Below are 22904 nucleotides of genomic sequence, written 5' to 3'. Positions count from 1 at the left end.
CGAACCTGCTCGCGACATGCATCCCCTCCCGCAGGTGCCCTGCTTCACGTTGCGCATCCGAGAACTCGGCCTTACTTTGCGAGCATCCGATCGAAGACGCTTTGTGCCGATGCCAAAGCGGTGTCGGCATCCGCCTCCCCGAGGATGACAGCATTGAGCGCAGCATTGATTGGCTGCATCCAACTTCCTCCGACGTTTCCAAAGAAATATGGCGTGACGTGATCGTCCGAGAGGCCTTCAAAAACCACTCGGCTTGTCATCTGTTCGGACTGGCCGCCCCGTAACCAGGGGTTGTGAGCCAGAGCGGTCCTGCTCGGGAGGCCCAGCCCTTGCTCCAAAACCCATTGCTGGGCCTCCTCTGTGGTCAGGAGCTCGGCGACCTTTGCAGCAGCCTTACGGACTTTCGAGGCCGCATTGACGGTCCAACCGACGGTAAAGACGATATTTCCTCGTTTGCCGCTTTCAGGGTCTTTCGGCATCCGGGCAGTGCCGAGGCTCATGTTTGGAGCACTATCGCGCAGGGCGCTGATGATCCAGGCGCCCTCGATCGCTGTGGCAGCCCGCTCGGACGCCAAGCAACCGCCGCTCCAGCTTTGACCTGCGTCGGCGGCCATAACGGCGGCCCCAGACTTCACGAGGCCGGTGTAAAAAGCGAAAGCCCGCTGAAAACGCTCATCGAGCATAGTTTTTCCCCGACTGTCGAAAGGGCGCCAGCCCGTCGACACTGCAAAGGCGCCGAAGCGGGCATATTCCGGAACGATGCAGAGGCCATCGACCTCCGGAAGAGCCTTGTGCACCGCTACGAGTTTCTCCTGCAGCGTCGTCCAGGTATCGTCGTCGCTTGGATATGCAACCCCCGCATCATCGAAGATGTCCTTGTTGAAATGTACCGCCAGCGTGTTGAAGTCCTTCGGGATCGCGTAAAGCTTCCCATCATAGGTGAAGGCTTCGAGGAGATTGGCTGCAAAACCGAAAACGTCCTCCGTTACCGGTGCTGCTTGCCCGACGCTAAAAATGGAGCGCGCCCAGAAGATATCGACGTAGAAGAGGTCTGGAGCGGTGCCCGCCGAAAGGCCGTTGATAATGAATTGCGAAAAGTCGCCATCAACGGGTTCGTACGTTACCGTGATGCCGGCTGTTTCGAGCTCGTCGGCAAGAACGTTGGTTAATAAGCCGTTGACGATGGCGACCTCGGACCCGCCCCAACCCGATACTCGCACAGTGTCCTCAGCAAACGCCGGCAAGCCAAGGAGCATGGTCGCCGCGGCAAGTGCTTTCGCAGGACGGAACGGCATATCGATCCTCCCTCCGATCAGAGATCAGGGACCAGAGCGGCAACTACGAGACGGCTTCCCGCTGCTCAGGAGGTAGATAGCTTCGCATGCGAAAACGTCGAGCAGCGCACCACCGCAATAGCAGCCTGCCGTTGTTGATCGAACTCAGATATCCTCACCCTCTTCACTCCAGCGGCTCGGCTAGGAGCTACGCCCCTCTTACTGACTATCGCACTTCTCAGCACAGAAGGCTTACCTTTGGAGGCTCCCTGGTTGAGAAAGATCTCTGTTCAACCAGCGTCTCACTTGGGTGAAGCCGTAGTTCTCTCCCGGAGATCGTAGTTGTTGGGATTCTCCTCCAACTTGTGGATACCCTCGGTAAGCCCTGATCGAATACGATGACGAACATCATTCTCGAGCTGGTCTATGCTCTTGCGAATTGCCTCTTTCCAGGCTGGACCACGGTCGTACGCTTCCATGAAGGCGTCGGCCAAGTCCTCCGTCTGTCGCGTTTCGATCATGGCTTCCATTATGGTGGCAGCCTGTGCTCGGTCCTTGCGACTCTTCGCCATGCCGTCACCGTCCGTCAGGCGACGGCTGGCGACGATGAGTTTATGAATGGCGTACCGCTGCGGAGCGGGGACATTCACCAGCACGCCGGGACCGTGCAGCAGAACGGCTCGGATCGGATGGTAAATCAGATAGTCGAGGAATCGGAGCGGCTGAGCCGCAGCTCCGCCGAGTGCGGGCATGGGTGTCGGTCGCCCGCCATATTCGTCAGAACCACGATTTGGAGTAAGGAATTCGACCTTGTAGCCCTTCCGAGACGCGTACTGCGTTGTGAAGCGACCGTCGGCTTGGTGAGGGATCTCCCTGAATGTCGGATCGACCTTCTTCAGCGTCTCGAGCATGGGCGGCACTTGATCGTCCACAGCCACCGAAATCGAATAGAACTGAGCGAAATCCGCATCGGCCGTAAGCATTGCCGTCCCCGGCAGGCGAACGCCTAATACTGCCGGATAACACTGGTAGGCGACGGTACCGATCAGGACGCCACGCAACCGGAAAAAACCGGCCTCAGCCAACGCCTGCACAATGTCCCCCGTTTGCCTTTCCGGGCGGGGTAGATACGCTTCGCGCACGAGAGTTGACACCAATTTTCGGCGCTCACGGATGCCTGCCTTTAAATCTTTGAAAGTTTCGACCCGTCTTGTGATCTCAGGATCCTCGACAGGGCCGACGTATGTTCGCTTCTTGCCGCCCGCCCCATCCGGTAGATCGAAGTACCAGTATCGACGCCCTTTCACCTCAGCAGTGATAAACCGGCCTTCTACATTGAACTCGCCTGCGAACGAGCCATCAAGAGATCGCTGCGAGAGCTCGCTGTAGAGCGTCTGGTAGGTGTGCGAGATGTTCTGCATTGCGTTGTTACCATGTTCGCATAGATGGTAATAGCAGAAATTCGCTACAATGTCACCCGGGAGTTGTTACCAAAATTGCGTTAATGGTAACAACGGTCCGCTCCAAGCTCTGTTCCCAGTCCACAGACAGGTTCCGGCCGATACGTTATGCGATCTTCTGAAACGGGCTTTGCGCCAATCCCTGGTGAGCTTAATCCCTCGCCGAGTGCTTGCTTCTGTTGGGGTGGACGGCCCTGAACGGCATCGAATGTGCCAGAGTGAGTCGTTGTGAACTCAAGCAAAGGGAGCCGTCCGTGGAGCAGATTATTCGTATTGGCATGGATACGTCAAAACATGTCTTTCAATTGCATGGCGTCAACGCTGCTGCAACCGATCCTGCGCAAGAAGTTGCGCCGTAAGGAAACGATGGGCTTTTTTCGCGCAATGTCCGCCGACTGTGATTGCGATCGACTTTCAGCGCACATCCGGCTGGTTCGCGCGCCGCGCAGGGCCAGCTCCTTAGACGCGCTACCCGCGATGTTAACTGGCGAAGGCGCTCTGCTGCCATCACGAGAACAGTTAAATTGAGTCGTGGGTGCGCTATCAAATCTGTTTCAGGATCAGCATCTCCAGCGCCTTCACAGCCAGCGGGTATCCCTCCGCCTCCAGCCCCGCCATGACGGTGGTCGCCGTCATCGAGACATAGGAGCGGTGATAAATTGGCTCGCGGCGATGAACGTTGCTGATGTGAAATTCTATAATCGGCCCCTTGAACATCTTGAGGGCGTCTAGGAGTGCGACCGAGGTGAACGTGAAGGCGGCAGGATTGATAATGATCCCCTCGCCCTCGTCGATTGCTTCATGAACCCAGTCGATCACTGTTCTTCGCTATTGGTCTGACGAAACTCTACCGGCCGATCTCCCGCCGCCTCCCGGCACCAGGCCTCGACTTCGGCCAGTGTCGTCGTCCCGTAGATTTCAGGCTCTCGCTTGCCAAGGCGGTTGAGGTTAGGCCCGTTCAGAACGTAGATCGGCTTCATGATCACTCCCATCAGCCCTGGTAACCAAGCAGCCTTGGCAGCCAGAGCTCGACGCCGCGGAAGTGTTTAGGCTACCGAACGCCCGCAGAAGTCTTCCGCAAGAAACTACTCGCGCAAATGCGACGTGTCGGTTAGCGTCACACGCTCAGGTCGCAGTTCGGCACGAATTCACAGGGCTGAACCTGTTGATCAGCAAGCTTGAAGCATTGCGTAACTCCGGCGATCACTCGCATCTTCTGACACCCTCGTGGGCTGGCGACACGCTTACTGAGGAAAAACAAGGAGCCGATAGGTATAAGCTCGTCCACCACTTGCGCTCTCCGTGGTTCGGCCATTCATTCTCCAGCAAATCAAGGGTGTCGTAGGGCCGCAGAACTGGCGTTTCATAACGTTTGCAGCGTCACCGCAGCCAATCCGAGCGTTTCGCGCACCTGGCCAGTCCGTGAGAGCTGGAACTCCACTCCTCTGTTGGAGTTCTTACCGTCATGTCGCTCTCAGAAGAAGGACGATGCGTAGCAAATGAATCCGGAAAAATGGACGCATCTGTGCATAGATATGCAGCGCATGTTCGCCGAGGATACTCCTTGGCAGGTTACCTGGATGCCGAAGGTATTCGACCAGGTTGTTGAGGTTGCAGGCCGGTTTCCGGAGCGCACGATATTCACGCGTTTCGTGCCGCCGTCCGCTCCTGAGGAACTGCCAGGCATGTGGAGGGCGTACTACGAGAAATGGCCGATGATGACGACCACCCAACTTGATCCGGTTCTGGTGGATCTGGTTCCGGACCTGAAAGATTCGTGCCGCCAGCGCGCATTTTTGACAAAAGGACCTATTCGCCCTGGACGGATGGTCGCCTGCATAGCGCCTTGCTTCATCAGGATATCGGCACACTGGTCCTAACAGGAGGCGAGACGGACATCTGCGTGCTGGCCGCGACGCTTGGGGCTATCGATCTCGGCTATAATATTATCCTGCTGAAGGATGCGGTATGTAGCGCGACCGATCAAACGCACGATGCATCGCTGGAACTTCTCAGCAAGCGCTTCTCAGTTCAAGTAAAGGTTATGAACACCGAGGAGTGGTTATCGTCATTTTAGAGCCTGCGCGAAACAAGCGGAGCTGTTCCTGGATCCCTACGCGACCTTAGAAGGACGAGCTGAGCAAATTGTGAGCCAGAGGTGTTGAACGGTCCTGACGGCAGTCTCGCGGCCGACGGCCTTTCGGCGACCGACCAGCCGGCTGAGCGGGACTCCCTGGGCTGTGTTACACTCCGGCTCATCGCTTCAATGGAGTGGCCCCATGGGCATAACGTTTCCGAACGAAAGTTCAAGTTATCGCACCGCTCGCGACAAGCTACTGCAGCGCGAAGCAGCACTCAGGCGCGAAATGGAATCCGTGGCCGCAGAGATCCGAGCACTCCCCCTGGCGGGGTCGTTCCCGAGGACTATGAATTCGACCACATGGACGGAAAGGGGACATCGGCGAAGGTGCGACTCTCAGAGCTGTTTCGGCCCGGCACCGATGTCTTGATCCTCTACCATTATATGTTCCCTCGCCATCGCAGCGATAAGCGGCCCAAACCGAGCAGCGGGCCGATGGCAGAGCTGCCGATCGAAGACGGTCCGTGCCCGTCTTGCACTGCCCTACTCGACAACTGGGAGGGAGCGGTGCCGCACGTAGAGGGTATGGGCGTAAACATCGCGGCTGTTGCAAAGGCGCCTATAGAGCAGGTTGCCGCCTTTGCCGCTCATCGGGGCTGGCGCAGGCTGAAGCTCCTTTCTGCCGCGAACAATAGCTTCAAACGCGACTACAACGGCGAGGACGCGGAGGGCCAGCAATTGCCGATCCTTACCGTGTTTCACAAAGGCGCGGACGGGCTGATCAGGCTGAGCTGGGCCTCTGAACTGTTGTTCTGGCCGGCCGAGCCGGGGCAGGATCCACGGCATTTGGGCACTGTCGAGCCGATGTGGACCCTCTTGGACCTCACTCCCGGAGGGCGGCCGAATACCGACGAACAGTTCGAGTACCAAGGCTGACAACCCGCTTTGCCGAGGTGCTATTCGAACGCAATTGGGCGGCGAAGGCGATCCGCGGCGGAAGGGCGAGGGAGATCACCCACGAAGAGTGGCCACCCCCTCTGCCTGGCTTCACGACACGCGCGGGCGCGCCACGTCGTTCACTCCCTCCGGGTCCGGCGCCTGGCCATAACTCATACGCCGCATCTGGGCGATCACCCGCTCCATTTCGTCGTCCGGCAGTACGGGCGGCTCCCCGAGCGTCAGGGCCTGAACATAGATCCGCGATAGCGTCTCCACCTCGATTGCAAGCCACAATGCCTGTTCCAGCGTTTTGCCGAGCGATATCTGACCGTGCTGCCCGAGCAGGCAGGCCAAACGGTCCTTGAGGGCAATAAGCGCGTTGTCGGAGAGCGCCTGCGTTCCGAAGGTCGCATATTCGGCGCAGCGGATCGTGGTGCCGCCGGCAATCCCCGTCATGTAGTGAAAGCTCGGAATGGTCTTGTGATGGCAGGCGAGCGTCGTCGCGTAGATCGAATGGCAATGCAGGACCACGTCGATATCGGTGCGCACGCGCAGAATGTCGCGATGGAAGCGCCACTCCGATGAGGGGCGGTGGCCCACATAGGTGCCGTCGAATCCCATTTCCACCAGATCGTCCGGCTGCATCGTGTCATAGGGCATGGAGGACGGCGTGATGAGGAAGCCGTCATCGGTGCGGACGGAAAGATTGCCGGCCGTGCCCTGGTTGATGCCGCTCGAATTCATCCGTCGGCAGATGTCCACCATTTCCCGCCGGAGTGCCAGCTTGTCCGTCTCAGCCATGAAGATTTCCTTTCGTGTTCCGGAATTTATCTCTGTTGCCCGGCATTGCGCGGGCGATCGCGCGCCAATCGGCGGCATAGCGGGAAAGTTCGGGATTGAGCCGCGCAAGATCGACGGGCTCGCTGAGGGCAAGCGGCGCCGGCCCCTTACGCGTCTCGTGACCGGCAAGCAGCGCCGCACCGGCGGCAACACCATAGGCGTCGAGATTGAAGCGCACCTGGCGCTCGGGAAGCAATGCCGCAACCACGCCCGCATAAAGAGGATCGCGCAGGAAGCTGCCGTCGAGCACGATGAGGCGATCCGCGGAAAGTGCCTCGATGCACTCCACCGTCAGCAGCGCACAATAGAGGAGCGCCAGGGCCTTGCGCTCCATTGCCGTCTCGGCCACAGGTCCAAGGATGCGCCCGCTTCCGGCGCTGCCGGGGAAAAGACCATCGTCGTCGCCGAAGGAGGGCACCGCGATGGTCCGCTGCGCAACCAGACGCCAGAGGACCTCGATGGGGGCATCGTCCGTCGGCGGATTGGAACCGGCGATTTGGGAGAATTCCCGCCCGCCCATCGTCAGAATCCCGCCGAGGCAGTTTCCGAAAACGTCGCTGTTAAGCGTCATGCCCCGGTGCTCGTCGAGGCGCTTGATCGGTGTCGTTCGTGAAAAGCCGACGATCCAGGTACCCGTCGAGATCACCGTGAAATCTCGAAGTCCCGCGGCGTGATAGCGATAATGATTGAGGCTGCTGTCGTGGCCGCCGGTGAGGACGCGCATTTCTGCCGGAAGTCCGAACCTGCGGACGAGTTCGGGCCGGATCGGCCCAAGCGTCTGCCAGGCATTGGCAAAGGGCGGCATCAGCCGCTCCCAGCCGCGGGCATCGACGATCGGCGAGAAGCGCCTTTCGGCGACATTCCAGAGATGCGACTGTGCCCCGAGAAAGCTCGCTTCAGACGCGGCGACGCCGGAAAGCCGCCAGGCCCAATATTGCGGCAGGCCGAGATACCAGCGCGCTTTCCCGAAAGCTTCCGGTTCGCGCTCCTCCATCCAATAGAGCTGGCGGGCCTGATGGGTCGCGCCATGCATGGTCGCGCTGCCGCGGTCGAGAAACGTACCGGCAAGCGGGATATAGCCGTCGCGGATATCCGGCGGCAACGGCTGCTCGTAATCGACCATAGGAAGCGCCGCACCATCGCCGCCCCCGGGTCGGGACCGGTCAGAACGCCGCCCGAGCCGTGCCCGGCCGCGACGACGGCGGCAAGTTCATGGCGCCGCGACAGAGCCGCCAACGTCGCGAAAACCCATTCGCCCAGCTTCGTGAGGTCATGGTGGCGCCAGGGAGACCCGGGGAGGACGGGATTGGGAACGCTGATCGTCTCCGCCACCGTCCCGTCGGCCCCGACCGCGCTCAGCTTGACGTTGGTCTTGCCGATGTCGAGAACCGCGACCGGAGCCGCGCCGCTGTCTCGACTGTTCATCGCATCCACCGTCTCTTCTCCCCGGCCGTGCTCGCGCCAACCTCGTTCAGATCAAGCCGTATTGCGTGGCCTTGTTGCGCAGGAACGGCAGACCGTTGCCCATCACTTCCTCCTCGTCCTTTGCGACCGGACGCCAGACGGCAAGGCCATAAGCCACTTCCGGCGGCATATTGATGAAGCTTTCCATGGCAAGACCACCCTTGAAGCCGATCGCCGCAAGCGTCGAGAAAATCTCGTCCCAGCCGCAGGTGCCGTAGCCCGGCGTGCCGCGGTCGCTTTCGGAAAGATGGATGTATTTCAGGTACTCGCGGGCATCGAGAATGCCTTTGCCGACGCCCTTTTCCTCGATGTTCATGTGATAGGTATCGAGGTGCACGAAGACGTTGTCGGCTCCGACCCGCTCGATCATCTTGACCGCCTGCCAGCCGGTATTGATCAGGTGGTTCTCGTAGCGATTGACGGCTTCGACGCCAAGCTCGATGCCGCGCGACTTGGCGTGCTTGGCCGCGGCCTGCAGCACGCGGGCGATGTTGTCATACTCCTGAACAGTCGGCGGCACGCCGGTGCGCTCGCCGATGCCGCCATAGATGACGCCCGACAGCGCCTCGCCGCCGAGATCGGCAGTCTTGTCGATTGCGATCTTCAGATGGTCGATCGCCGCCTCGGGCCGCACCGAGGCCCACGCCGGCTCCGGCAGGCCGAGCGAGCAGACCGCGCGCAGCCGGTTCTTCTCGAGCAGGGCGCGCGTGTGCTCCGTGTCGACGGCAGGCGGATTGAGCATGGGGATCTCGATGAAATCGACCTTGTATTTGACCGCGGCGGCTACCGCCCGTTCGGCGCCGGGACGGTCCCAGTTCATCGTCCACATGCTCGTATGTACGCCAAAACCCTGCATCGTCATGATCCTCTTCTGATAATTGAAATCCTGAATTTTGGAAACGACCCAACGCAGAATCATCACGCCGACGAGAAGGATGCCCCAGACGGCGGTCGCGAGATGCTGGTTGGCTCCGACGAGATTGAGCCCGGACGAAAGAAGCTGCAGCACCACCAGCGCGACGAAGACGGGGATCACCCGGCCGAAGCCCCCGAACGGATTGACGCCGCCGAGGAAGCACGCGAGCACCGTGATCAGCAGATAGGACTCGCCATGACCGATGCGCACCGAATTGAAGCGCGCCAACATGATGATGCCGGCGATCGCGCACATGACCCCGGAAAGCGTGTAGACAAGCACGATCGCCTTGCGCGTGTTGATGCCTGAATAGCGCGTCGCCTCGAGATTCGAGCCGATCATATAGGTGTTGAAGCCGAGCTTTGTGCGACCGAGAAGCAGATGCCAGGCGAGCACGCAGACGACGAAAACGATCAGCGGGACGGGAATGCCGGCGACGGAGCCGTGGCCGATCACGCCGACGAAGGGCGGAAATCCGGAGATGTCGCCCCCGCGCGTCAGGAACTCGCCAAGCCCGCGCAGGAAGATCATCATCGACAGGGAGACGAGGATCGGATGGGCGCGTGTGAACGCGATCACCAGGCCCATGATGACTCCGCTTGCCGCACCGACCATCACGGCGAGGAGGGAGCCGACGAGGAAGATTCCGAAGCCCGCGTCGGCCCCTCCGTTCGCCTTGAGGACCCAGGCAAGGGTCAGTCCGGCCAGATTGGCGGTGAAGGTAATTGCGAGATTGAGGCCGCCGGTCAGGATCGGCAGCAGCATGGCAAGCGTCAGGAGCCCGAGTTCCGGCAGCTGGAAGGCGACGGAGCCGAAGGTCGCGGCGCTGAGAAATTGCGGCGAGGCGATCCCGAAGACGAGGACGACCGCGACGAAGGCGAGCCCCGGACCAGCCATTTCCGGCCCCATGGCGGCCTTGATCCTTTCGAAGACTGTGGTCATCGGCCCGTTCCCTTCTGACCGACAAAAGGCAGCAGGCGCTCTATCCGGGTGTTGGAAAGCGTGATGGCGATCAGAATGATCGCGCCGATAATCATCTTGAAGGCGAAGGGCGACACGCCCATCAGGTTCAGTCCGTTCTGAGTGATCGAGATCAGAAGCACGCCGAGCACGCAGCCGAGGACGGTGCCCTTGCCGCCGCCGAGGCGCGCGCCGCCGAGCACGACCGCGGCGAGCACGTCGAGTTCGCGGCCATAAAGCGCGTTCGGCACGACTTCCTGAGCATAGTGCGCCTGGATGAGGCCGCCTATGCCGGCCATGAGGCCAAGCCAGCCGAAGGCAATGAATTGCATGGCACCGATATTGATGCCGAAACGGCGGGCGCCTTCCGGATTGTCGCCGAAGGCGTAAAGCTGGCGGCCCGTCGTCGTCCGCGTGATCAGCGTCCAGGTCGCAATGACGCAGACGACCATGACGAGAACCGGAAGCGTGATCTCGATCCAGGTACCGTCGGGCATTTCACGTTCGAAGAGGATCACGCGGTCCGTCAGCCAGTCAGGCAGGTCGTAGATCGACACGCCGCGGGTGAAGAACATCAGCAATCCGAAATAGATATTGAAGGTAGAGATCGTGGCGACGATCGAAATGATCCGGAAGCGGTGGATCAGAAAGGCATTGAAGCAGCCGAGCAGCACGCCCAGCGAACCGGCGATGAGAAGCCCGGAGATCCAGCCGCCGCCGCCGATCCAGCCGAGCGCGATCGCCGTGCCGTATTGGACGACGGAAGCGGCCACGGCGAAGGAGATGTCGATGCCGCCGGCGATCAGCACCACCAGGAGGCCGACGGCGAAGATGATGTTGACGGCGCTGATGTTCAGGAGATCGAAGGCGTTGCCGAGCGAGAAGAAATTCGCCGTTGCGAAGGAGAGCACGGCACTGATGACGACGATCACCGCCAGCAGCGAAAATTCCGTCGCGTGAGTGCGGATCAAGCTACGCATAGACGGCCGCCTCGATGTCTTCCAGCCGCGACTGGCGCGGATCATAGGTTCCGACGATGCGGCCCTGGGCCATGTGCAGGACACGGTCGGCGTTGAAATAGACTTCCGGCACCTCGTCCGAGATCAGGATAATCGCAAGCCCGCTCTCGGCGAGCTTGGCGACGATGTCGAAGATCCCGGCCCGTGCCCCGACGTCGACGCCGACTGTGGGCGAATCGAGGATCAGCAGTTTGGGATCGGTGGCAAGCCATTTGGCGATCGCCACGCGCTGCTGGTTGCCGCCGGAAAGCGTCGATATCGCGTCGGCCTGATGGCCGATCTTGACGCCGAGATCGGCGATCCAGCGGGAGACGAGACTTCGTTTGCGATCGTCGGAAAGAAGCCCCCCGGAGAGAATCTTGTGCAGCGAGGCGATAACCAGATTGTCGGCGATTGCCTGCGGCTGGATGAGCCCGAGTGACAACCGGTCCTCCGACAGATAAGCGACGCCGGCCCTGATCGCCTCGCGGTTCGAGCCGAAGCGGACCTCCCCGCCATCGATACTGATCGTCCCGGATGCGGGCTTGAGCATGCCGAAGAGGGCGAGCGCCAGCTCGGTCCTCCCTGCCCCGAGCAGACCGGTTATGCCGACCGTTTCGCCGCGGCGAACGGTCAGCGAAATGTCTTCGAAGTCGCCCGGCCTGGTGAGGCCGCGAACCTCCAGAATGGCCGGCTGGCCCTCCTTCGGGCGCGCGCGGACGTGCTGATCGAAGGTCTTGCCGGTCATGAGTTCGGTGATTTTCGACTGCGTCATGCCGGCAGCGGGATAGACCCCGACCAGCGCGCCGTCGCGCAACACCGTGATCCGGCTTGAAATCTCCAAAACCTCGGCAAGCCGGTGGCTGACGAAGACGACCGCAACGCCGGAGGCGGACAGGCTGCGGACGATTTCGAGCAGATGGTCCGTTTCCGATTGCGTCAGCGATGCCGTCGGCTCGTCCATGAAGACGAGTTTCGCCTCCCCGACCAGCGCCCGGGCAATCGCCACGATCTGACGCTGGGCGATTGCATATTCCTTGAGCGGCAGGTCCACGTCGAGGGTGATGCCCAGCCGGGCCAGCGCATCGACCGCGATCCTGCGCATGCGGCCGTAATCCACCAGCCGCGGCCGCCCGCCGAGCACCTCGTGGAAGGCGATGTTTTCCGCGACGCTCATTTCAGGGAAAAGCGCAAGGTCCTGCCAGATGACCTGAATGCCGCGATCCTGTGCGGTAACCGGCGACATATGCGAATAGGTTTCGCCTTCATATTCGATGACCGCCCCTTCGGCCGGGCGGTAGACGCCCGTGATCACCTTGATGAGTGTGCTCTTGCCGCAGCCGTTCTCTCCGGCGAGGCAATGGACCTCGCCCGGGCGCACGTCGAAGCTGACATTCTTCAGTGCCTTGACGCCGCCGAAAGTCATGTTGATGTTGCGAAGAGACAGAAGCGGCTTGTCCGTGCTCGCCGCGCTTGCCGACTGGTGCATGCTATCGAGGCCCATCGATGGTGTTTCCAGAGGATCTGCCAGGCCGGCCGGAGCCGGCCCAGCAGCCGGGAGAACCCGTTGGCGGGGCGGGATGCGCTTGGCTCCCGCCCCGCTTCTATCCGTTCAGAGGCCCATTGCGGCGAGGTCGGCGACCGTCTCCTTGTTGATCGGCACGAGTTGGTCGACGATGATGTTGCGGTTTTCGAAATCGGGGTGGATCACGCCGAGACCTTCGATCTCCTCGCCATCCTTGATCTCCTCGCCCTTCATGAGCTTGTCGGCGAGCGTCACGAAGACTTCGCCTGCCTGCTTGGGATTCCACATGAAGCCGCCGGAGATCGCATCGGACTTGATGAGCTTCTGGCCCTGGCCGGGCGAGAAGGGCCCGAGCACGAAGATCTCGCCGACCTTGCGGCGCTCCTCGATGGCGCGGCCGGCGCCGATCGGCCCCTGGCTTCCGAAAGCGAGGAAGCCCTTGAGATTCGGATGAGCGGAGATCAGGTCGAGAGCCGTCGAGCGGCTCTTGTCCACATCCTCTGCGACGCCGTAGCGATCGCCGACGAGCGTCATCTCGGGATGGTTCTTCTTGATGTATTCAATTGCCGCGTCGGCCCAGGCATTGTGCAACGGCACCGTCAGCGAGCCGACGAAGACGGCATATTCGCCCTTGCCGCCCATCTTCTCCGCAAGCAGCTTTGCATGCGCCTCACCGAAGCCGGTGGCTGACGCGAGTTCGAAGTCCCAATCCGCGCCCTTCTGGCTGGGGGATTCATGCGTGATGACGATAATGCCCTTTTCCCTGGCCTTGGTGAGGACCGGCTCCAACACCTTGGCGTCGTTGGGTACGACGCCGATGACTTTGACGTTCTGGGCGATCAGATCTTCGATCGCGCGAACCTGCAGTGCCGGGTCGGCACTGGTCGGCCCGACCATGAAGGCGTCGACACCGAGCTTTTCGCCGCGTTCCTTGATACCGGCCTCCATGGCGTTGAACCACGGTATGCCGCCGATCTTGACGACGACACCGACCTTGCCCGTATCCTGCGCAGTGGCGGTATAGGCACCCGCAAGCGAAAGCGACGCCGCCAGGGCGGCGGCAAGAATTTTCCTGATCATGTCTCTCCTCCACATGTTCCCCCAAGGGAACGCTCCCGGGCGCGTCATGCGCCGGCCTCCAGCTCGATTCTCTTGGACGGGAGGGAATGTCCCGCCGCCGACGGCCGCCTCCTCAGACGGCACCTACGATTTGCACAATCGATATTTCTTTTTTGCACAATCGATGGTGCAATGACTATCGTGCAGAGTTAATCTTACGTCAAGCCGAAATCGGCACTAGAGCAATTCCAGAAAACGCGCGCATCGGTTTTCCGGAGTTTGGAGGAGGTCAGATGACGAACGGCGGCAGGAAAAAGGCGACCATCTATGATCTTTCGGTGCTGTCCGGGAGCTCGCCCTCCACCGTCAGCGCGGTGCTGAACGGCACGTGGCGCAAACGACGGATCAAGGAAAGCACCGCGGAGCTCATCCGGAACCTCGCCGAAACGCATCAGTACACTGCCAACCGGCAAGCACGGGGCTTGCGCAGCTCCCGCTCCGGCCTCGTCGGCCTGCTCCTGCCCGTGCACGACAACCGCTACTTTTCTTCGCTCGCCCAGACCTTCGAGGCGCATGTGCGCAGCAAAGGTCAATGTCCGATCGTCGTCAGTGCCAGCCGCGATCCGGAGGAGGAGCGCAGGACGGCCGAAACGCTGATCTCCTATTCCATCGACGAATTGTTCATCTGCGGCGCGACGGATCCCGATGGCGTGCACGAGGTCTGCGAAGCGGCCGGCCTGAAGCATATCAATATCGATCTTCCCGGTACGAAAGTGCCGTCGGTGATCAGCGACAATTTCGAAGGCGGCCGCCTGCTGACCGAGGCGATCATCCGCCACTTCCCCGCCGAGCGGCCGCTCGAGCCCGACGATCTCTACCTGTTCGGGGGCCGCGACGATCACGCCACACGCGAGCGCATACGCGGCTTCCGCGCCGTGAAGGAGGAGTTGCTGGGCGCCGACCCGGACGAATGCATATGGCCGACCGGCTATGCCGCCGACAACGCGCGAAAGGCCTTCGAAGCTTTCTACGAACAGCATGGAAAACTGCCACGCGGCTTCTTCGTCAACTCATCGATAAATTTCGAGGGATTGCTGCGTTTCATGGCCGAGCATCCGCTCGAGAATTTCACGGATCTGGTCGTCGGATGCTACGACTACGACCCGTTCGCCTCCTTTCTCCCCTTCCCCGTCATCATGATCCGGCAGAATATCGAGGGAATGATCGCCAAGGCCTTCGAAGTGATCGAAGAACCGAGAGCGCCCTTGCAAATACACATGATCGAGCCGCAGCTCGTGCCGCCGAGAACGGCCTTGACCGGGCCGCTCGACGCGCTGATGGACAGCGAGATACCGCAAGAGTGACGGGCTGCTACACCGCCGTGCGGCTGCCGGGGAAAAGCAGCTCGATGAAGCTCGCCGCCGTCGGCTGCGGCTCGTGGTTTGCCAGGCCGGGACGCTCGTTGGCCTCGATGAACACGTAGTCCGGTTCCGCCGGATCGCGGACCATCAGGTCGATGCCGACCACCGGGATGTTGATTGCCCGCGCCGCACTGCAGGCGGCCTCGACAAGATCGGGATGCACGATCTCCGTCACGTCATGGATCGACCCGCCCGCATGGAGGTTGGCGGCCTTGCGAACCGTAATCTCCCGCCCCTCGGCCAGTATCGTTTCGAGATCGAGACCCTGTTCCGCAAGGCAGCGATCCGTCTCCGCGTCGAGCGGAATCCGGCTTTCGCCACCCGTAGCGGCCTCGCGGCGGCGCGACTGTTTCCCGATGAGGGAGGCGATCTTGCTGCGGCCGTCGCCGATGACGCGCGGGGGCAAGCGAACCGCGGCGGCAACAAGCGTATAGTCGATGATCACGAGACGGAGGTCTTCTCCCTCGAAAAAGGCTTCCAGCAGGACCCGGTCGCAGACCTGACGGGCCGATGCGATTGCCTCCTCCAGCGCTTCCATCGTCGTGATGCCGACCGAGATGCCCCGGCCCTGCTCGCCGCGCGCCGGCTTGACCACCAGCTTGCCGTGTTTTTCGAGAAAGGCGCGAACTGCCTCGCGGTCCTCCCCCACTTCCATCTGGTCCGGCACGACAAGGCCCGCCGTGGAGACCATGCGGCGCGTAATCGCCTTGTCGTCACAGATCGACATCGCGACGCCCGAAGTCAGTTCCGAAAGGCTCTCGCGGCAATGAATCGAGCGGCCGCCATGGGAGAGGCGGAAGAACCCGCCTTCCGCGTCGGTGATCTCGACATGGATCCCGCGCCGCGTCGCCTCGTCGACGATGAGCCGCGCATAGGGATTGAGCGCATCGTAGGATTGATGCGGAATCGCGAAAAACTTCTCGTTGATCGCGTTCTTTCGCTTGATGGCGAAAAGCGGCATGCGGCGGAAGTTCAGCTTCTCATAAAGCCCGATCGCCAGCGTATTGTCGTGCATGACCGACAGGTCGACATAGGAAAGGCCGCGTGCCTGGAAATGCTCGGCAAGCTTGCGGACCAGATGTTCGCCGATGCCCGGCTGGCGCGCCTGCGGATGCACCGCGAGACACCACAGCGAAGCGCCGCGGTCCGGATCGTCGAACAGTCTCTGATGGTCGATCCCGGTGACGGTGCCGACGATTTCGCCCGTGGCGTCGTCCTGCGCCACGAAATAGGTCAGCGATCGGTCGTCCCGCTCGGAAGAGAAGAAATCGGATCGGATCTGGACCATGCCGCAGGCGGCATAGACCCGGTTGATGCCGTCTCCGTCAGCTTCCGACGCGAGCCTGCGGATCGTGATGCCTCGCGTGCGGCGGGTGTTTGCACGGTAGGTCCACAGGTCGAGCCGGTACGTGTGCGACGGGTCGAGGAAAATTTCCTGAGGCGCCCGTGACAGAAGCACGTGCGGGTCCCGTACGTAAAAGGCGATATCCCGGCTCGAGGGAGCCTCCTCGCGCAACTCGGACAACAGCTTCTCGTCGTCGGAAAACGTCTGGGCGAACAGGAGCCTGCCCCAACCGCAGTCGAGCACGACATCCCGCTTCGCCCCTCCGGAGGCCCTCGACCCCTCGGCGTCGCGCCCCGGCTGGGTGTGCGTCCGCAGCCGGTTCAAACGGTGCGTGACTGCCTTGGTGCCCTTGCTGCGTTGACGCGGCAATGCGATCTCGCGCGTCTTCTTCATGCTACACCCCCTGCGCTTCAAGCCACATTTCAAGCAGTCCGACCTGCCACAGCTCGGAGCCGCGTAGCGGCGTGATGTGATCCGACGGCGCTTCGAACAGGCGGTCGAGATAAGCTTCTCTGAAGATGCCCCGCTCACGCGCCTTCCGAGAGCGCAAGGTGTCGCGGATCAGGTCGAGATACGGACCGGCGATATATTTGAGCTGCGGCACGGGGAAATAGCCCTTCTTGCGGTCGATGACCTCGCTCGGAATGATCCGGCGCGCCACGTCCTTCAGAATGCCCTTGCCGCCGTCCCGCAGCTTTTCCTCCGGCGGCATGCGGGCGGCAAGTTCCACCAGCTCGTGGTCGAGGAAAGGCACGCGCGCTTCCAGGCCCCAGGCCATGGTCATATTGTCGACGCGCTTCACGGGATCGTCGACGAGCATGACGTTGCTGTCGAGGCGGAGCGCCTGATCGACGGGCGTATCGGCGCCCTCGCGCAGGAGATGCTCGTTCAGCAGGTCGCCGCTCACGTCGTGGTCGGCAATCCAGGAATCCGACAACTGGGTGGCCAGGATCGCGTGGGAACGGTCGCGGAAGGCCTTGCCGTAATCCGCCACGACGTCGTTGGAGTTCATCAGCGGCGGGTACCAGTGGTAACCGCCGAAGACCTCGTCCGCACCCTGTCCAGACTGTACGACCTTGACGTGCTTCGAAACTTCCTTCGAGAGCAGATAGAAGCCGACATTGTCATAGGAGACCATCGGTTCGGACATTGCGGCGATGGTCCCGGGCAAGGCCCCCATCAGATCGGCGGACGGGACGAATATCTTGCGATGATCCGTACCGAAGTGGCCGGCGATCAGGTCCGAATAGACGAATTCGTCGCCCTTTTCGCCGTTCGCCTCCTCGAAGCCGACGGAAAAGCTCATGAGGCCGCGCTGGCCCGCTTCCGCGAGCAGCCCGACGATCAGGCTGGAATCGACGCCGCCGGAAAGAAGCACGCCGACCGGCACGTCGGCGATCATGCGTCGCTTGACGGCAATGCGCAGCGCGTCCAAAAGCTGCTCCTGCCATTCCTCGCGCCTAATGGCTGCGTCGCCTGCCTGGCGGCGATAGGGCGGATCCCAATAGCGCCGGTCCTTGAAGCTCCCGTCGCGCTGATAGACGCGAAGGGTCGCAGGCGGCAGCTTGCGCACGCCGTTCAGGATCGTGCGCGGCGGCGGCACGACCGCGTGGAAGGTCATGTAATTGTGGAGCGCAGCCACGTCGATCGAGGTGTCGACGCCACCCGCCTTGACGAGCGCGGGCAAGGCGGAAGCGAAGCGCAAGGCGCCTTGGACTTCGGCGATATAGAGCGGCTTGATGCCGAAACGGTCGCGCGCCATGACGACACGTCCGCTGTCACGCTCGTGAATGACGAAGGCGAACATGCCATGGAAGCGCGAGACGCATTCCTCGCCCCATGCATGCCATGCCTTCAGGATGACCTCGGTATCACCTGACGAAAAGAATCTGTAACCCTTCTCTTCAAGCGCCGACCTCAATTCGCGGAAATTGTAGATGCAGCCGTTGAAGACGAGCGAAAGGCCGAGGTCAGGATCGACCATGGGCTGCTGCGACTTGTCGGAGAGGTCGAGGATACGCAATCGCCGATGTCCCAACCCGACATTCCCGCGCACCACCACGCCCGACGCATCCGGCCCGCGAGGGGCAAGGACGTCCGCCATGATCGAGACTGCCGTAACCGACGGCGAACCGCCATCGAACCTGACTTCTCCACAAATTCCACACATGAACCGGGTCGAAACCTCCATTGTTGATACAAGACGCGACGTCAGGGCCGCGGATCGATCCGCGGCCCTGACGTCGCTATGAAAACCCAATGCCCCACCGGGCCGACAGTTCCGCCATGGGCGTCACTTGGTCGCGGCTGCACGTTCGAGCATGTAGCTTTCGGCGAAAGCCATATGCTCGGCGGCGATCGCGCGCGCATCCTCCGACCGCCCGTCCTTAAGGGCGGCCATGAGCCGATACTGGAAGGATAAGCCCGTTTCGCGCGAAAGCGACGTCGGGTCGGCATAGATCGCCCGTGCGGCCGGGAGTTCGCGCAGCAGATTGTGCATGAGGCCGCAGACGAAGCCGAGAAGCGGATTCGGGCAGAGTTGCGCCAGCATCGAATGAAAATCGAGCTCGGCGACGCGCTGACGATACTGCTCGTCCAGATCGGCGGGGGGATGATCGTAAATGCGGATCGTATTTTCGAGGGCGATGAGTTCCTCCCGCGTCACCCTGCCGGCAACGAGCGCCGCCACCTCCGGCTCCAGCATCTTGCGCATGGCGTATATGTCGGAAATGCTCGGCTGATCGAAAAAGAAATGTGTCGACAGAAGCTCCATGGCGTGCCGCGCCGACGGCTTGGCGACGAATGCCCCGCCTCCCGGACCGCTGCGCGTGAAGACGAGGCCCTGCGTCTCCAGCGCTTTCATCGCCTCGCGTATGGTCCCCTTGGCCGCCTTGAAGGTGTCGATCAGGTCGCGCTCCTGCGGAAGCCGGTCCCCCGGCCCCAATCCTTCCAGGCGGATGTAATCCTTGATCCTGTCGGCGATCGCCTCAGGTCTGCGTTTCGTGCGCTCGGCCGGGACGAAGAGACGCTGGCCGTCTCCACCGGCTTCCTTTTTCTTTTCGATGACCACTGGCATGAACCGTCACTCTTTCCTGATGCGTGGCGCGCTGGCGACAAGCTGTCGTGTATAGGCGTGCTCAGGGTCGGTAAAAAGGCGGGCGGCCGGTGCCGTCTCGACCACCTCGCCGAAATACATCACCGCCACCCGGTCGGAGATCGCCTCGACCACCGCCAGATCGTGGCTGATGAACAGATAGGAAAGGCCGAAGCGCTGTTTCAAATCGCGCAACAGAAGCAGGACCTGCGCCTGGATGGACACGTCGAGCGCGCTCACCGGCTCGTCGAGCACGATGATCTCGGCCTCCGTCGCCAGCGCCCGGGCGATCGCGATCCGCTGTGCCTGTCCGCCGGAAAACTCGTGCGGGTAGCGCGAGAGCGTATCCTCCGGCATCTGCACCGCGTGAAGCAGCTCCTGCATCCGGGCGCGACGGCGGGGGGCTTCGTAGCCGCACAAAAGCTTCAGCGGCGTCTCCAGGATATCGTGAATCGTCTTGCGCGGGTTCAGCGAAGCGACCGGATCCTGGAAGACATATTGGATCGTCTTGCCGAAGGCCCTCGGGCCGGATCGCCGCAGCGCCGCCGCATCCCTGCCTGCGATCAGCATGCTGCCGGATGTCGGCTCCTCGAGGCCGACGAGCATGCGCGCAAGCGTGCTCTTGCCGGACCCGCTTTCGCCGACGACGGCGAGCGTCTCGCCCCGCGCGACATCCAGCGACACCGCCTTTACCGCCCTTGTTTCATGCTTCGCCTTGCCGAAAAGGCTGCGGCCTCCGCCGAAGGTCTTGGAAAGGTCCCGAACCTGAATGGCAGCACCCGTCATTGCGCCACCTCCGCCTTGCTGCCGGCAAAAAGTTCGCCGACACGATCCAGGAAACGCTCGCCCGTTCCGAGCTCGGGCACGCAGGCGATCAGCCGCTTCGTATAGGCATGCTGCGGATTGTCGAGAACCTCCCGCGTCTTACCGGTTTCGACGATTTCGCCATCCTTCATCACGGCAACGCGGTCGCAGAATTCCGAAACGATGCCGAAGTCGTGGGTGATGAACAGCAGCGCCATGCCCCGCTCGCGCTGGAGATCGCGCAGGAGCTCCAGAATGCGGGCCTGAACGGTCACGTCCAGCGCGGTCGTCGGCTCGTCCGCAATGATGATCTCCGGATCGTTGGCGAGCGCCATGGCGATGCCAACTCGCTGACGCTGACCGCCGGAAAGCTGGTGAGGATAATGCACCGACCGCTCGCGAGCGTCCGGGATTCCCACCTTTTCCAGGAGCGCGACGGCTTTTTCCCGCCGCTCGGCCGCCCTGACCGGCTGATGCGCTGCGATCGCCTCCTCCACCTGCCGCCCGACAGGATACATCGGATGCAGCGTCGTGAGCGGGTCCTGGAACACGTAGGCGACCCGGCTGCCGCGGTTCGCGATCAGCCTGGCTTCAGGCATGGAAAGCACATCGTCGTCTCCGAGATAGATCGCACCGTTGCGGATCACACCCGGCGGCGAGGCCACGAGCCCCATGACGGACAAGGCGGTGACGCTCTTGCCCGAGCCGCTCTCGCCGATGAGCCCGAGGCATTCACCGGGCTTCACATGCAGCGAGACGTCTCGAACTGCGGGGATTATCTCCTTTCCCCGCCGAAAACCCGTTTCCAGCTTCTGGATCGCGAGGGAAGCACCCTCCGCCGTGTTTGCCGGCGCGGCGCGGCCGGGGGCAACTTCGGTCACCGGCCCCGGCCGCGCAAGAGCGCCAGAGCGAAGCCGCGGGTCCAACACGTCGCGGATCCCATCACCTAAAACGTTCAGGCTGATGACGATCAGGAAAATCATCACGCCCGGCACGATCGAGACATGCGGAGCCGTGAAGAGCTGCGCTCGGCCCTCTCCCAGCATGGAGCCGAGATCGGCCTGCGGCGGCTGCGCGCCGAGGCCGAGGAAGCTGAGCCCGGCCGTCTCGAGGATCATCCAGCCTGCCGTCGTCGACATGGTGATGACGATGACGGGCATAACGTTGGGCAGAACCTCGGTGAGAATGATCGACAGATGTCCCTTGCCGGAGAGCCGCGCCGCGTCGACGAATTCGCGATGGGCGTAGCCGAGCGTCACGCCGCGCACGTTCCGGGCGAAGAACGGGATATTTACGAGAGCGATCGCATAAAGCGCGTTCATCAGTCCAGGCCCGAGGGCGGCGACGATCGCGAGCGCCAGCAGGATGTAGGGAAAAGCCATAAGCATGTCGATGCCGCGCATCATCGCATTGTCGGTGCGCCCGCCGGCGTAACCGGCGACGATACCGATGGCCGATCCAATCCCGGCGGCAATGAGGGTGGCGGCGAAACCGACCGCGATCGAGACCCGCGTGCCCCAAAGCAGGCGGCTCAGAATGTCCCGGCCGAGCTGATCCGTGCCGAGAAGATGCCCGGCGGTCAGCACAGGCTTCAACCGGTCGGCAGGTGCCGTCGCATCCGGGTCCGGAAGCGGGAGGACCGGGACCAGAACGATCAGCAACAGGATCAGTCCGAGCAGCACGAGCCCCGCCGCTGCGAGCCGGTTGTTGAGCAACAGGTGCCAGGAGGTGATCCGTGCCGGCCCGCTCGGCGGAGCCGGCGATGCTACCAGCGCGCTCATGTACGAATCCTCGGATCGAGCATGGACTGGATGATGTCGGCGAGAAGGTTGAACAGCACGTAGCTCGCCGCAACGACCAGCACGCCGCCCTGCACCAGCAGGATATCGCGCGTCGAAATCGCCTTCACGAGCATCGCGCCGATTCCGGGCCACTGAAACACCGTCTCGACATAGACGGCGCCGCCCAGCACGAAGCCCGCCTGGATGCCGATCGCGGGAACGACGCTGACCAGCGCCGCGCGGAAGGCATGGGCGTAGATCACACGCCGCTCGGACAGGCCCTTGGCGCGAGCCGTGCGCACATAGTCCTGCCTCAGAACCTCCAGCATCGCTCCACGCGTCAGCCTCGCTATGACGCCTGCGGCAACGACGGCGAGCGTGGCCGCCGGCAAGATCAGATGGAGCAGCAGATCCTTGAGGTCACCCCCGCCGTAGACGGCGTACATGCCGGAGGCCGGCAGGATGCGCCAATGAACGGCGAAGAGGTAGATGAGCAGCAGCCCGAGCCAGAAGGACGGCGTGGAGATGCCGGCCAGTACGAAGAAGGTGATGATGCGGTCGGCCCAGCCGAACTGGCGTACGGCTGAAATCACACCCGCGAAAAGCCCGATCACCGAGCACAGGACCAGCGATACGCCGGTCAGCACCAGCGTCGCCTGAAACCGTTCCAGCACCTCGTCGAGCACGGGGCGGTTCAGCGCGAAGGACCGGCCGAAGTCGCCCTGCAGCACGTTGCCGATCCAGATCGCGTATTGCTGCACCACCGGTTTATCGAGCCCGAGGTCACGATTGATGCGGTCGACGTTTTCCGGCGTCGCATAGGAGCCGAGAATGGCCGTCGCCGTGTCGCCAGGGATCAGAGCCATGACGAGAAAGACGATGATGGAAAGCCCGAACAGGACGGGCACCACGGCAACAAGCCGCTTCAGGATATAGGCCTGCAT

At 62.1% G+C, this 22904-nt stretch carries 15 protein-coding genes and 5 pseudogenes; 4 read left to right on the top strand and 16 right to left on the bottom strand.

Features of this window, described 5'->3' with window-relative positions:
* Positions 1 to 71: 71 nt before the first annotated feature.
* Entirely contained in the window at positions 72 to 1295 is a 1224-nt protein-coding gene (locus N0Q91_RS28175) for an extracellular solute-binding protein (protein WP_275598816.1), read from the bottom strand.
* Positions 1296 to 1576: 281 nt separating this feature from the next.
* Complete coding sequence (locus N0Q91_RS28170; protein ID WP_275598815.1) at positions 1577 to 2695, bottom strand: nucleotidyltransferase family protein; 1119 nt, start codon at positions 2693 to 2695, stop codon at positions 1577 to 1579.
* Between the two features lie 293 nt (positions 2696 to 2988).
* Between N0Q91_RS28170 and N0Q91_RS28165 the strand changes: the two are divergent.
* Positions 2989 to 3176 (top strand): annotated as a pseudogene (locus N0Q91_RS28165) (IS110 family transposase); the annotation flags it as partial.
* 101 nt (positions 3177 to 3277) lie between these two features.
* Here the strand turns inward: N0Q91_RS28165 and N0Q91_RS28160 are convergent.
* Positions 3278 to 3714 (bottom strand): annotated as a pseudogene (locus N0Q91_RS28160) (type II 3-dehydroquinate dehydratase).
* A 519-nt stretch (positions 3715 to 4233) separates the two neighbouring features.
* Here N0Q91_RS28160 and N0Q91_RS28155 point away from each other — a divergent pair.
* Both N0Q91_RS28155 and N0Q91_RS28150 read left to right on the top strand, forming a co-directional pair.
* Positions 4234 to 4811, top strand: a pseudogene (locus tag N0Q91_RS28155) (cysteine hydrolase family protein).
* 189 nt (positions 4812 to 5000) lie between these two features.
* Positions 5001 to 5750, top strand: coding sequence for a DUF899 family protein (locus N0Q91_RS28150; RefSeq protein ID WP_345774947.1), 750 nt, complete (start codon positions 5001 to 5003; stop codon positions 5748 to 5750).
* Between the two features lie 111 nt (positions 5751 to 5861).
* On the opposite strand, the gene N0Q91_RS28145 is transcribed toward N0Q91_RS28150, so the two are convergent.
* The 7 genes and pseudogenes from N0Q91_RS28145 to N0Q91_RS28115 all read right to left on the bottom strand — a co-directional run bounded on the left by N0Q91_RS28145 (position 5862) and on the right by N0Q91_RS28115 (position 13536).
* A complete protein-coding gene (locus tag N0Q91_RS28145) occupies positions 5862 to 6554 on the bottom strand; it encodes a class II aldolase/adducin family protein (RefSeq protein ID WP_275598813.1) in 693 nt (230 codons plus the stop codon).
* Positions 6547 to 8018 (bottom strand): annotated as a pseudogene (locus tag N0Q91_RS28140) (FGGY family carbohydrate kinase). The gene N0Q91_RS28145 and the pseudogene N0Q91_RS28140 overlap by 8 nt, the downstream one beginning before the upstream one ends.
* Before the next feature lie 46 nt (positions 8019 to 8064).
* On the bottom strand, positions 8065 to 8913 hold the full coding sequence (locus N0Q91_RS28135; RefSeq protein ID WP_026168976.1) for a sugar phosphate isomerase/epimerase family protein: 849 nt from the start codon (positions 8911 to 8913) through the stop codon (positions 8065 to 8067).
* A 2-nt stretch (positions 8914 to 8915) separates the two neighbouring features.
* Positions 8916 to 9915, bottom strand: a pseudogene (locus tag N0Q91_RS28130) (ABC transporter permease).
* On the bottom strand, positions 9912 to 10913 hold the full coding sequence (locus N0Q91_RS28125; RefSeq protein ID WP_275598812.1) for an ABC transporter permease: 1002 nt from the start codon (positions 10911 to 10913) through the stop codon (positions 9912 to 9914). Before N0Q91_RS28125 ends, N0Q91_RS28130 begins: the two are co-directional and overlap by 4 nt.
* Positions 10906 to 12435 carry a sugar ABC transporter ATP-binding protein gene (locus N0Q91_RS28120; protein ID WP_275598811.1) on the bottom strand — a complete coding sequence of 510 codons (1530 nt, stop codon included), beginning with the start codon at positions 12433 to 12435 and terminating at the stop codon, positions 10906 to 10908. Before N0Q91_RS28120 ends, N0Q91_RS28125 begins: the two co-directional genes overlap by 8 nt.
* Positions 12436 to 12543: 108 nt before the next feature.
* Positions 12544 to 13536 carry an autoinducer 2 ABC transporter substrate-binding protein gene (locus N0Q91_RS28115; RefSeq protein WP_275598810.1) on the bottom strand — a complete coding sequence of 331 codons (993 nt, stop codon included), beginning with the start codon at positions 13534 to 13536 and terminating at the stop codon, positions 12544 to 12546.
* A gap of 272 nt (positions 13537 to 13808) precedes the next feature.
* On the opposite strand from N0Q91_RS28115, the gene N0Q91_RS28110 reads away from it, so the two are divergent.
* Positions 13809 to 14879, top strand: a complete 1071-nt coding sequence (locus tag N0Q91_RS28110; protein ID WP_100672310.1) for a LacI family DNA-binding transcriptional regulator — start codon at positions 13809 to 13811, stop codon at positions 14877 to 14879.
* A 7-nt stretch (positions 14880 to 14886) separates the two neighbouring features.
* On the opposite strand, the gene ngg is transcribed toward N0Q91_RS28110, so the two are convergent.
* The 6 genes from ngg to N0Q91_RS28080 all read right to left on the bottom strand — a co-directional run bounded on the left by ngg (position 14887) and on the right by N0Q91_RS28080 (position 22904).
* Positions 14887 to 16674 carry an N-acetylglutaminylglutamine synthetase gene (gene ngg / locus N0Q91_RS28105; RefSeq protein ID WP_275598809.1) on the bottom strand — a complete coding sequence of 596 codons (1788 nt, stop codon included), beginning with the start codon at positions 16672 to 16674 and terminating at the stop codon, positions 14887 to 14889.
* A gap of 1 nt (position 16675) precedes the next feature.
* The gene (locus N0Q91_RS28100; protein ID WP_275598808.1) at positions 16676 to 18451 is read right to left on the bottom strand and encodes an N-acetylglutaminylglutamine amidotransferase; all 1776 of its coding nucleotides are present in this window, start codon (positions 18449 to 18451) and stop codon (positions 16676 to 16678) included.
* 123 nt (positions 18452 to 18574) lie between these two features.
* Positions 18575 to 19357, bottom strand: a complete 783-nt coding sequence (locus N0Q91_RS28095) for a FadR/GntR family transcriptional regulator (RefSeq protein WP_275598807.1) — start codon at positions 19355 to 19357, stop codon at positions 18575 to 18577.
* Between the two features lie 6 nt (positions 19358 to 19363).
* The gene (locus tag N0Q91_RS28090) at positions 19364 to 20161 is read right to left on the bottom strand and encodes an ATP-binding cassette domain-containing protein (protein WP_127711384.1); all 798 of its coding nucleotides are present in this window, start codon (positions 20159 to 20161) and stop codon (positions 19364 to 19366) included.
* A complete protein-coding gene (locus tag N0Q91_RS28085) occupies positions 20158 to 21960 on the bottom strand; it encodes a dipeptide/oligopeptide/nickel ABC transporter permease/ATP-binding protein (protein ID WP_275598806.1) in 1803 nt (600 codons plus the stop codon). The genes N0Q91_RS28090 and N0Q91_RS28085 overlap by 4 nt, the downstream gene beginning before the upstream one ends.
* Complete coding sequence (locus N0Q91_RS28080) at positions 21957 to 22904, bottom strand: ABC transporter permease (RefSeq protein ID WP_275598805.1); 948 nt, start codon at positions 22902 to 22904, stop codon at positions 21957 to 21959. Before N0Q91_RS28080 ends, N0Q91_RS28085 begins: the two co-directional genes overlap by 4 nt.

It is taken from the genome of Sinorhizobium prairiense (assembly GCF_029201645.2).
Taxonomy (GTDB): domain Bacteria; phylum Pseudomonadota; class Alphaproteobacteria; order Rhizobiales; family Rhizobiaceae; genus Sinorhizobium; species Sinorhizobium meliloti_A.
Note: the sequence above shows the minus strand (reverse complement) of the source record. Positions and strands in the feature narration are given on the sequence as shown.

Coding starts and splice junctions, on each gene's coding strand:
- N0Q91_RS28175 (WP_275598816.1), bottom strand. CDS start 1,295: ATGCCGTTCCGTCCTGCGAAAGCACTTGCCGCGGCGACCATGCTCCTT.
- N0Q91_RS28100 (WP_275598808.1), bottom strand. CDS start 18,451: ATGTGTGGAATTTGTGGAGAAGTCAGGTTCGATGGCGGTTCGCCGTCG.
- N0Q91_RS28145 (WP_275598813.1), bottom strand. CDS start 6,554: ATGGCTGAGACGGACAAGCTGGCACTCCGGCGGGAAATGGTGGACATC.
- N0Q91_RS28170 (WP_275598815.1), bottom strand. CDS start 2,695: ATGCAGAACATCTCGCACACCTACCAGACGCTCTACAGCGAGCTCTCG.
- N0Q91_RS28085 (WP_275598806.1), bottom strand. CDS start 21,960: ATGAGCGCGCTGGTAGCATCGCCGGCTCCGCCGAGCGGGCCGGCACGG.
- N0Q91_RS28135 (WP_026168976.1), bottom strand. CDS start 8,913: ATGCAGGGTTTTGGCGTACATACGAGCATGTGGACGATGAACTGGGAC.
- N0Q91_RS28090 (WP_127711384.1), bottom strand. CDS start 20,161: ATGACGGGTGCTGCCATTCAGGTTCGGGACCTTTCCAAGACCTTCGGC.
- N0Q91_RS28080 (WP_275598805.1), bottom strand. CDS start 22,904: ATGCAGGCCTATATCCTGAAGCGGCTTGTTGCCGTGGTGCCCGTCCTG.
- N0Q91_RS28095 (WP_275598807.1), bottom strand. CDS start 19,357: ATGCCAGTGGTCATCGAAAAGAAAAAGGAAGCCGGTGGAGACGGCCAG.
- N0Q91_RS28110 (WP_100672310.1), top strand. CDS start 13,809: ATGACGAACGGCGGCAGGAAAAAGGCGACCATCTATGATCTTTCGGTG.
- N0Q91_RS28120 (WP_275598811.1), bottom strand. CDS start 12,435: ATGGGCCTCGATAGCATGCACCAGTCGGCAAGCGCGGCGAGCACGGAC.
- N0Q91_RS28115 (WP_275598810.1), bottom strand. CDS start 13,536: ATGATCAGGAAAATTCTTGCCGCCGCCCTGGCGGCGTCGCTTTCGCTT.
- ngg (WP_275598809.1), bottom strand. CDS start 16,674: ATGAAGAAGACGCGCGAGATCGCATTGCCGCGTCAACGCAGCAAGGGC.
- N0Q91_RS28125 (WP_275598812.1), bottom strand. CDS start 10,913: ATGCGTAGCTTGATCCGCACTCACGCGACGGAATTTTCGCTGCTGGCG.
- N0Q91_RS28150 (WP_345774947.1), top strand. CDS start 5,001: ATGGAGTGGCCCCATGGGCATAACGTTTCCGAACGAAAGTTCAAGTTA.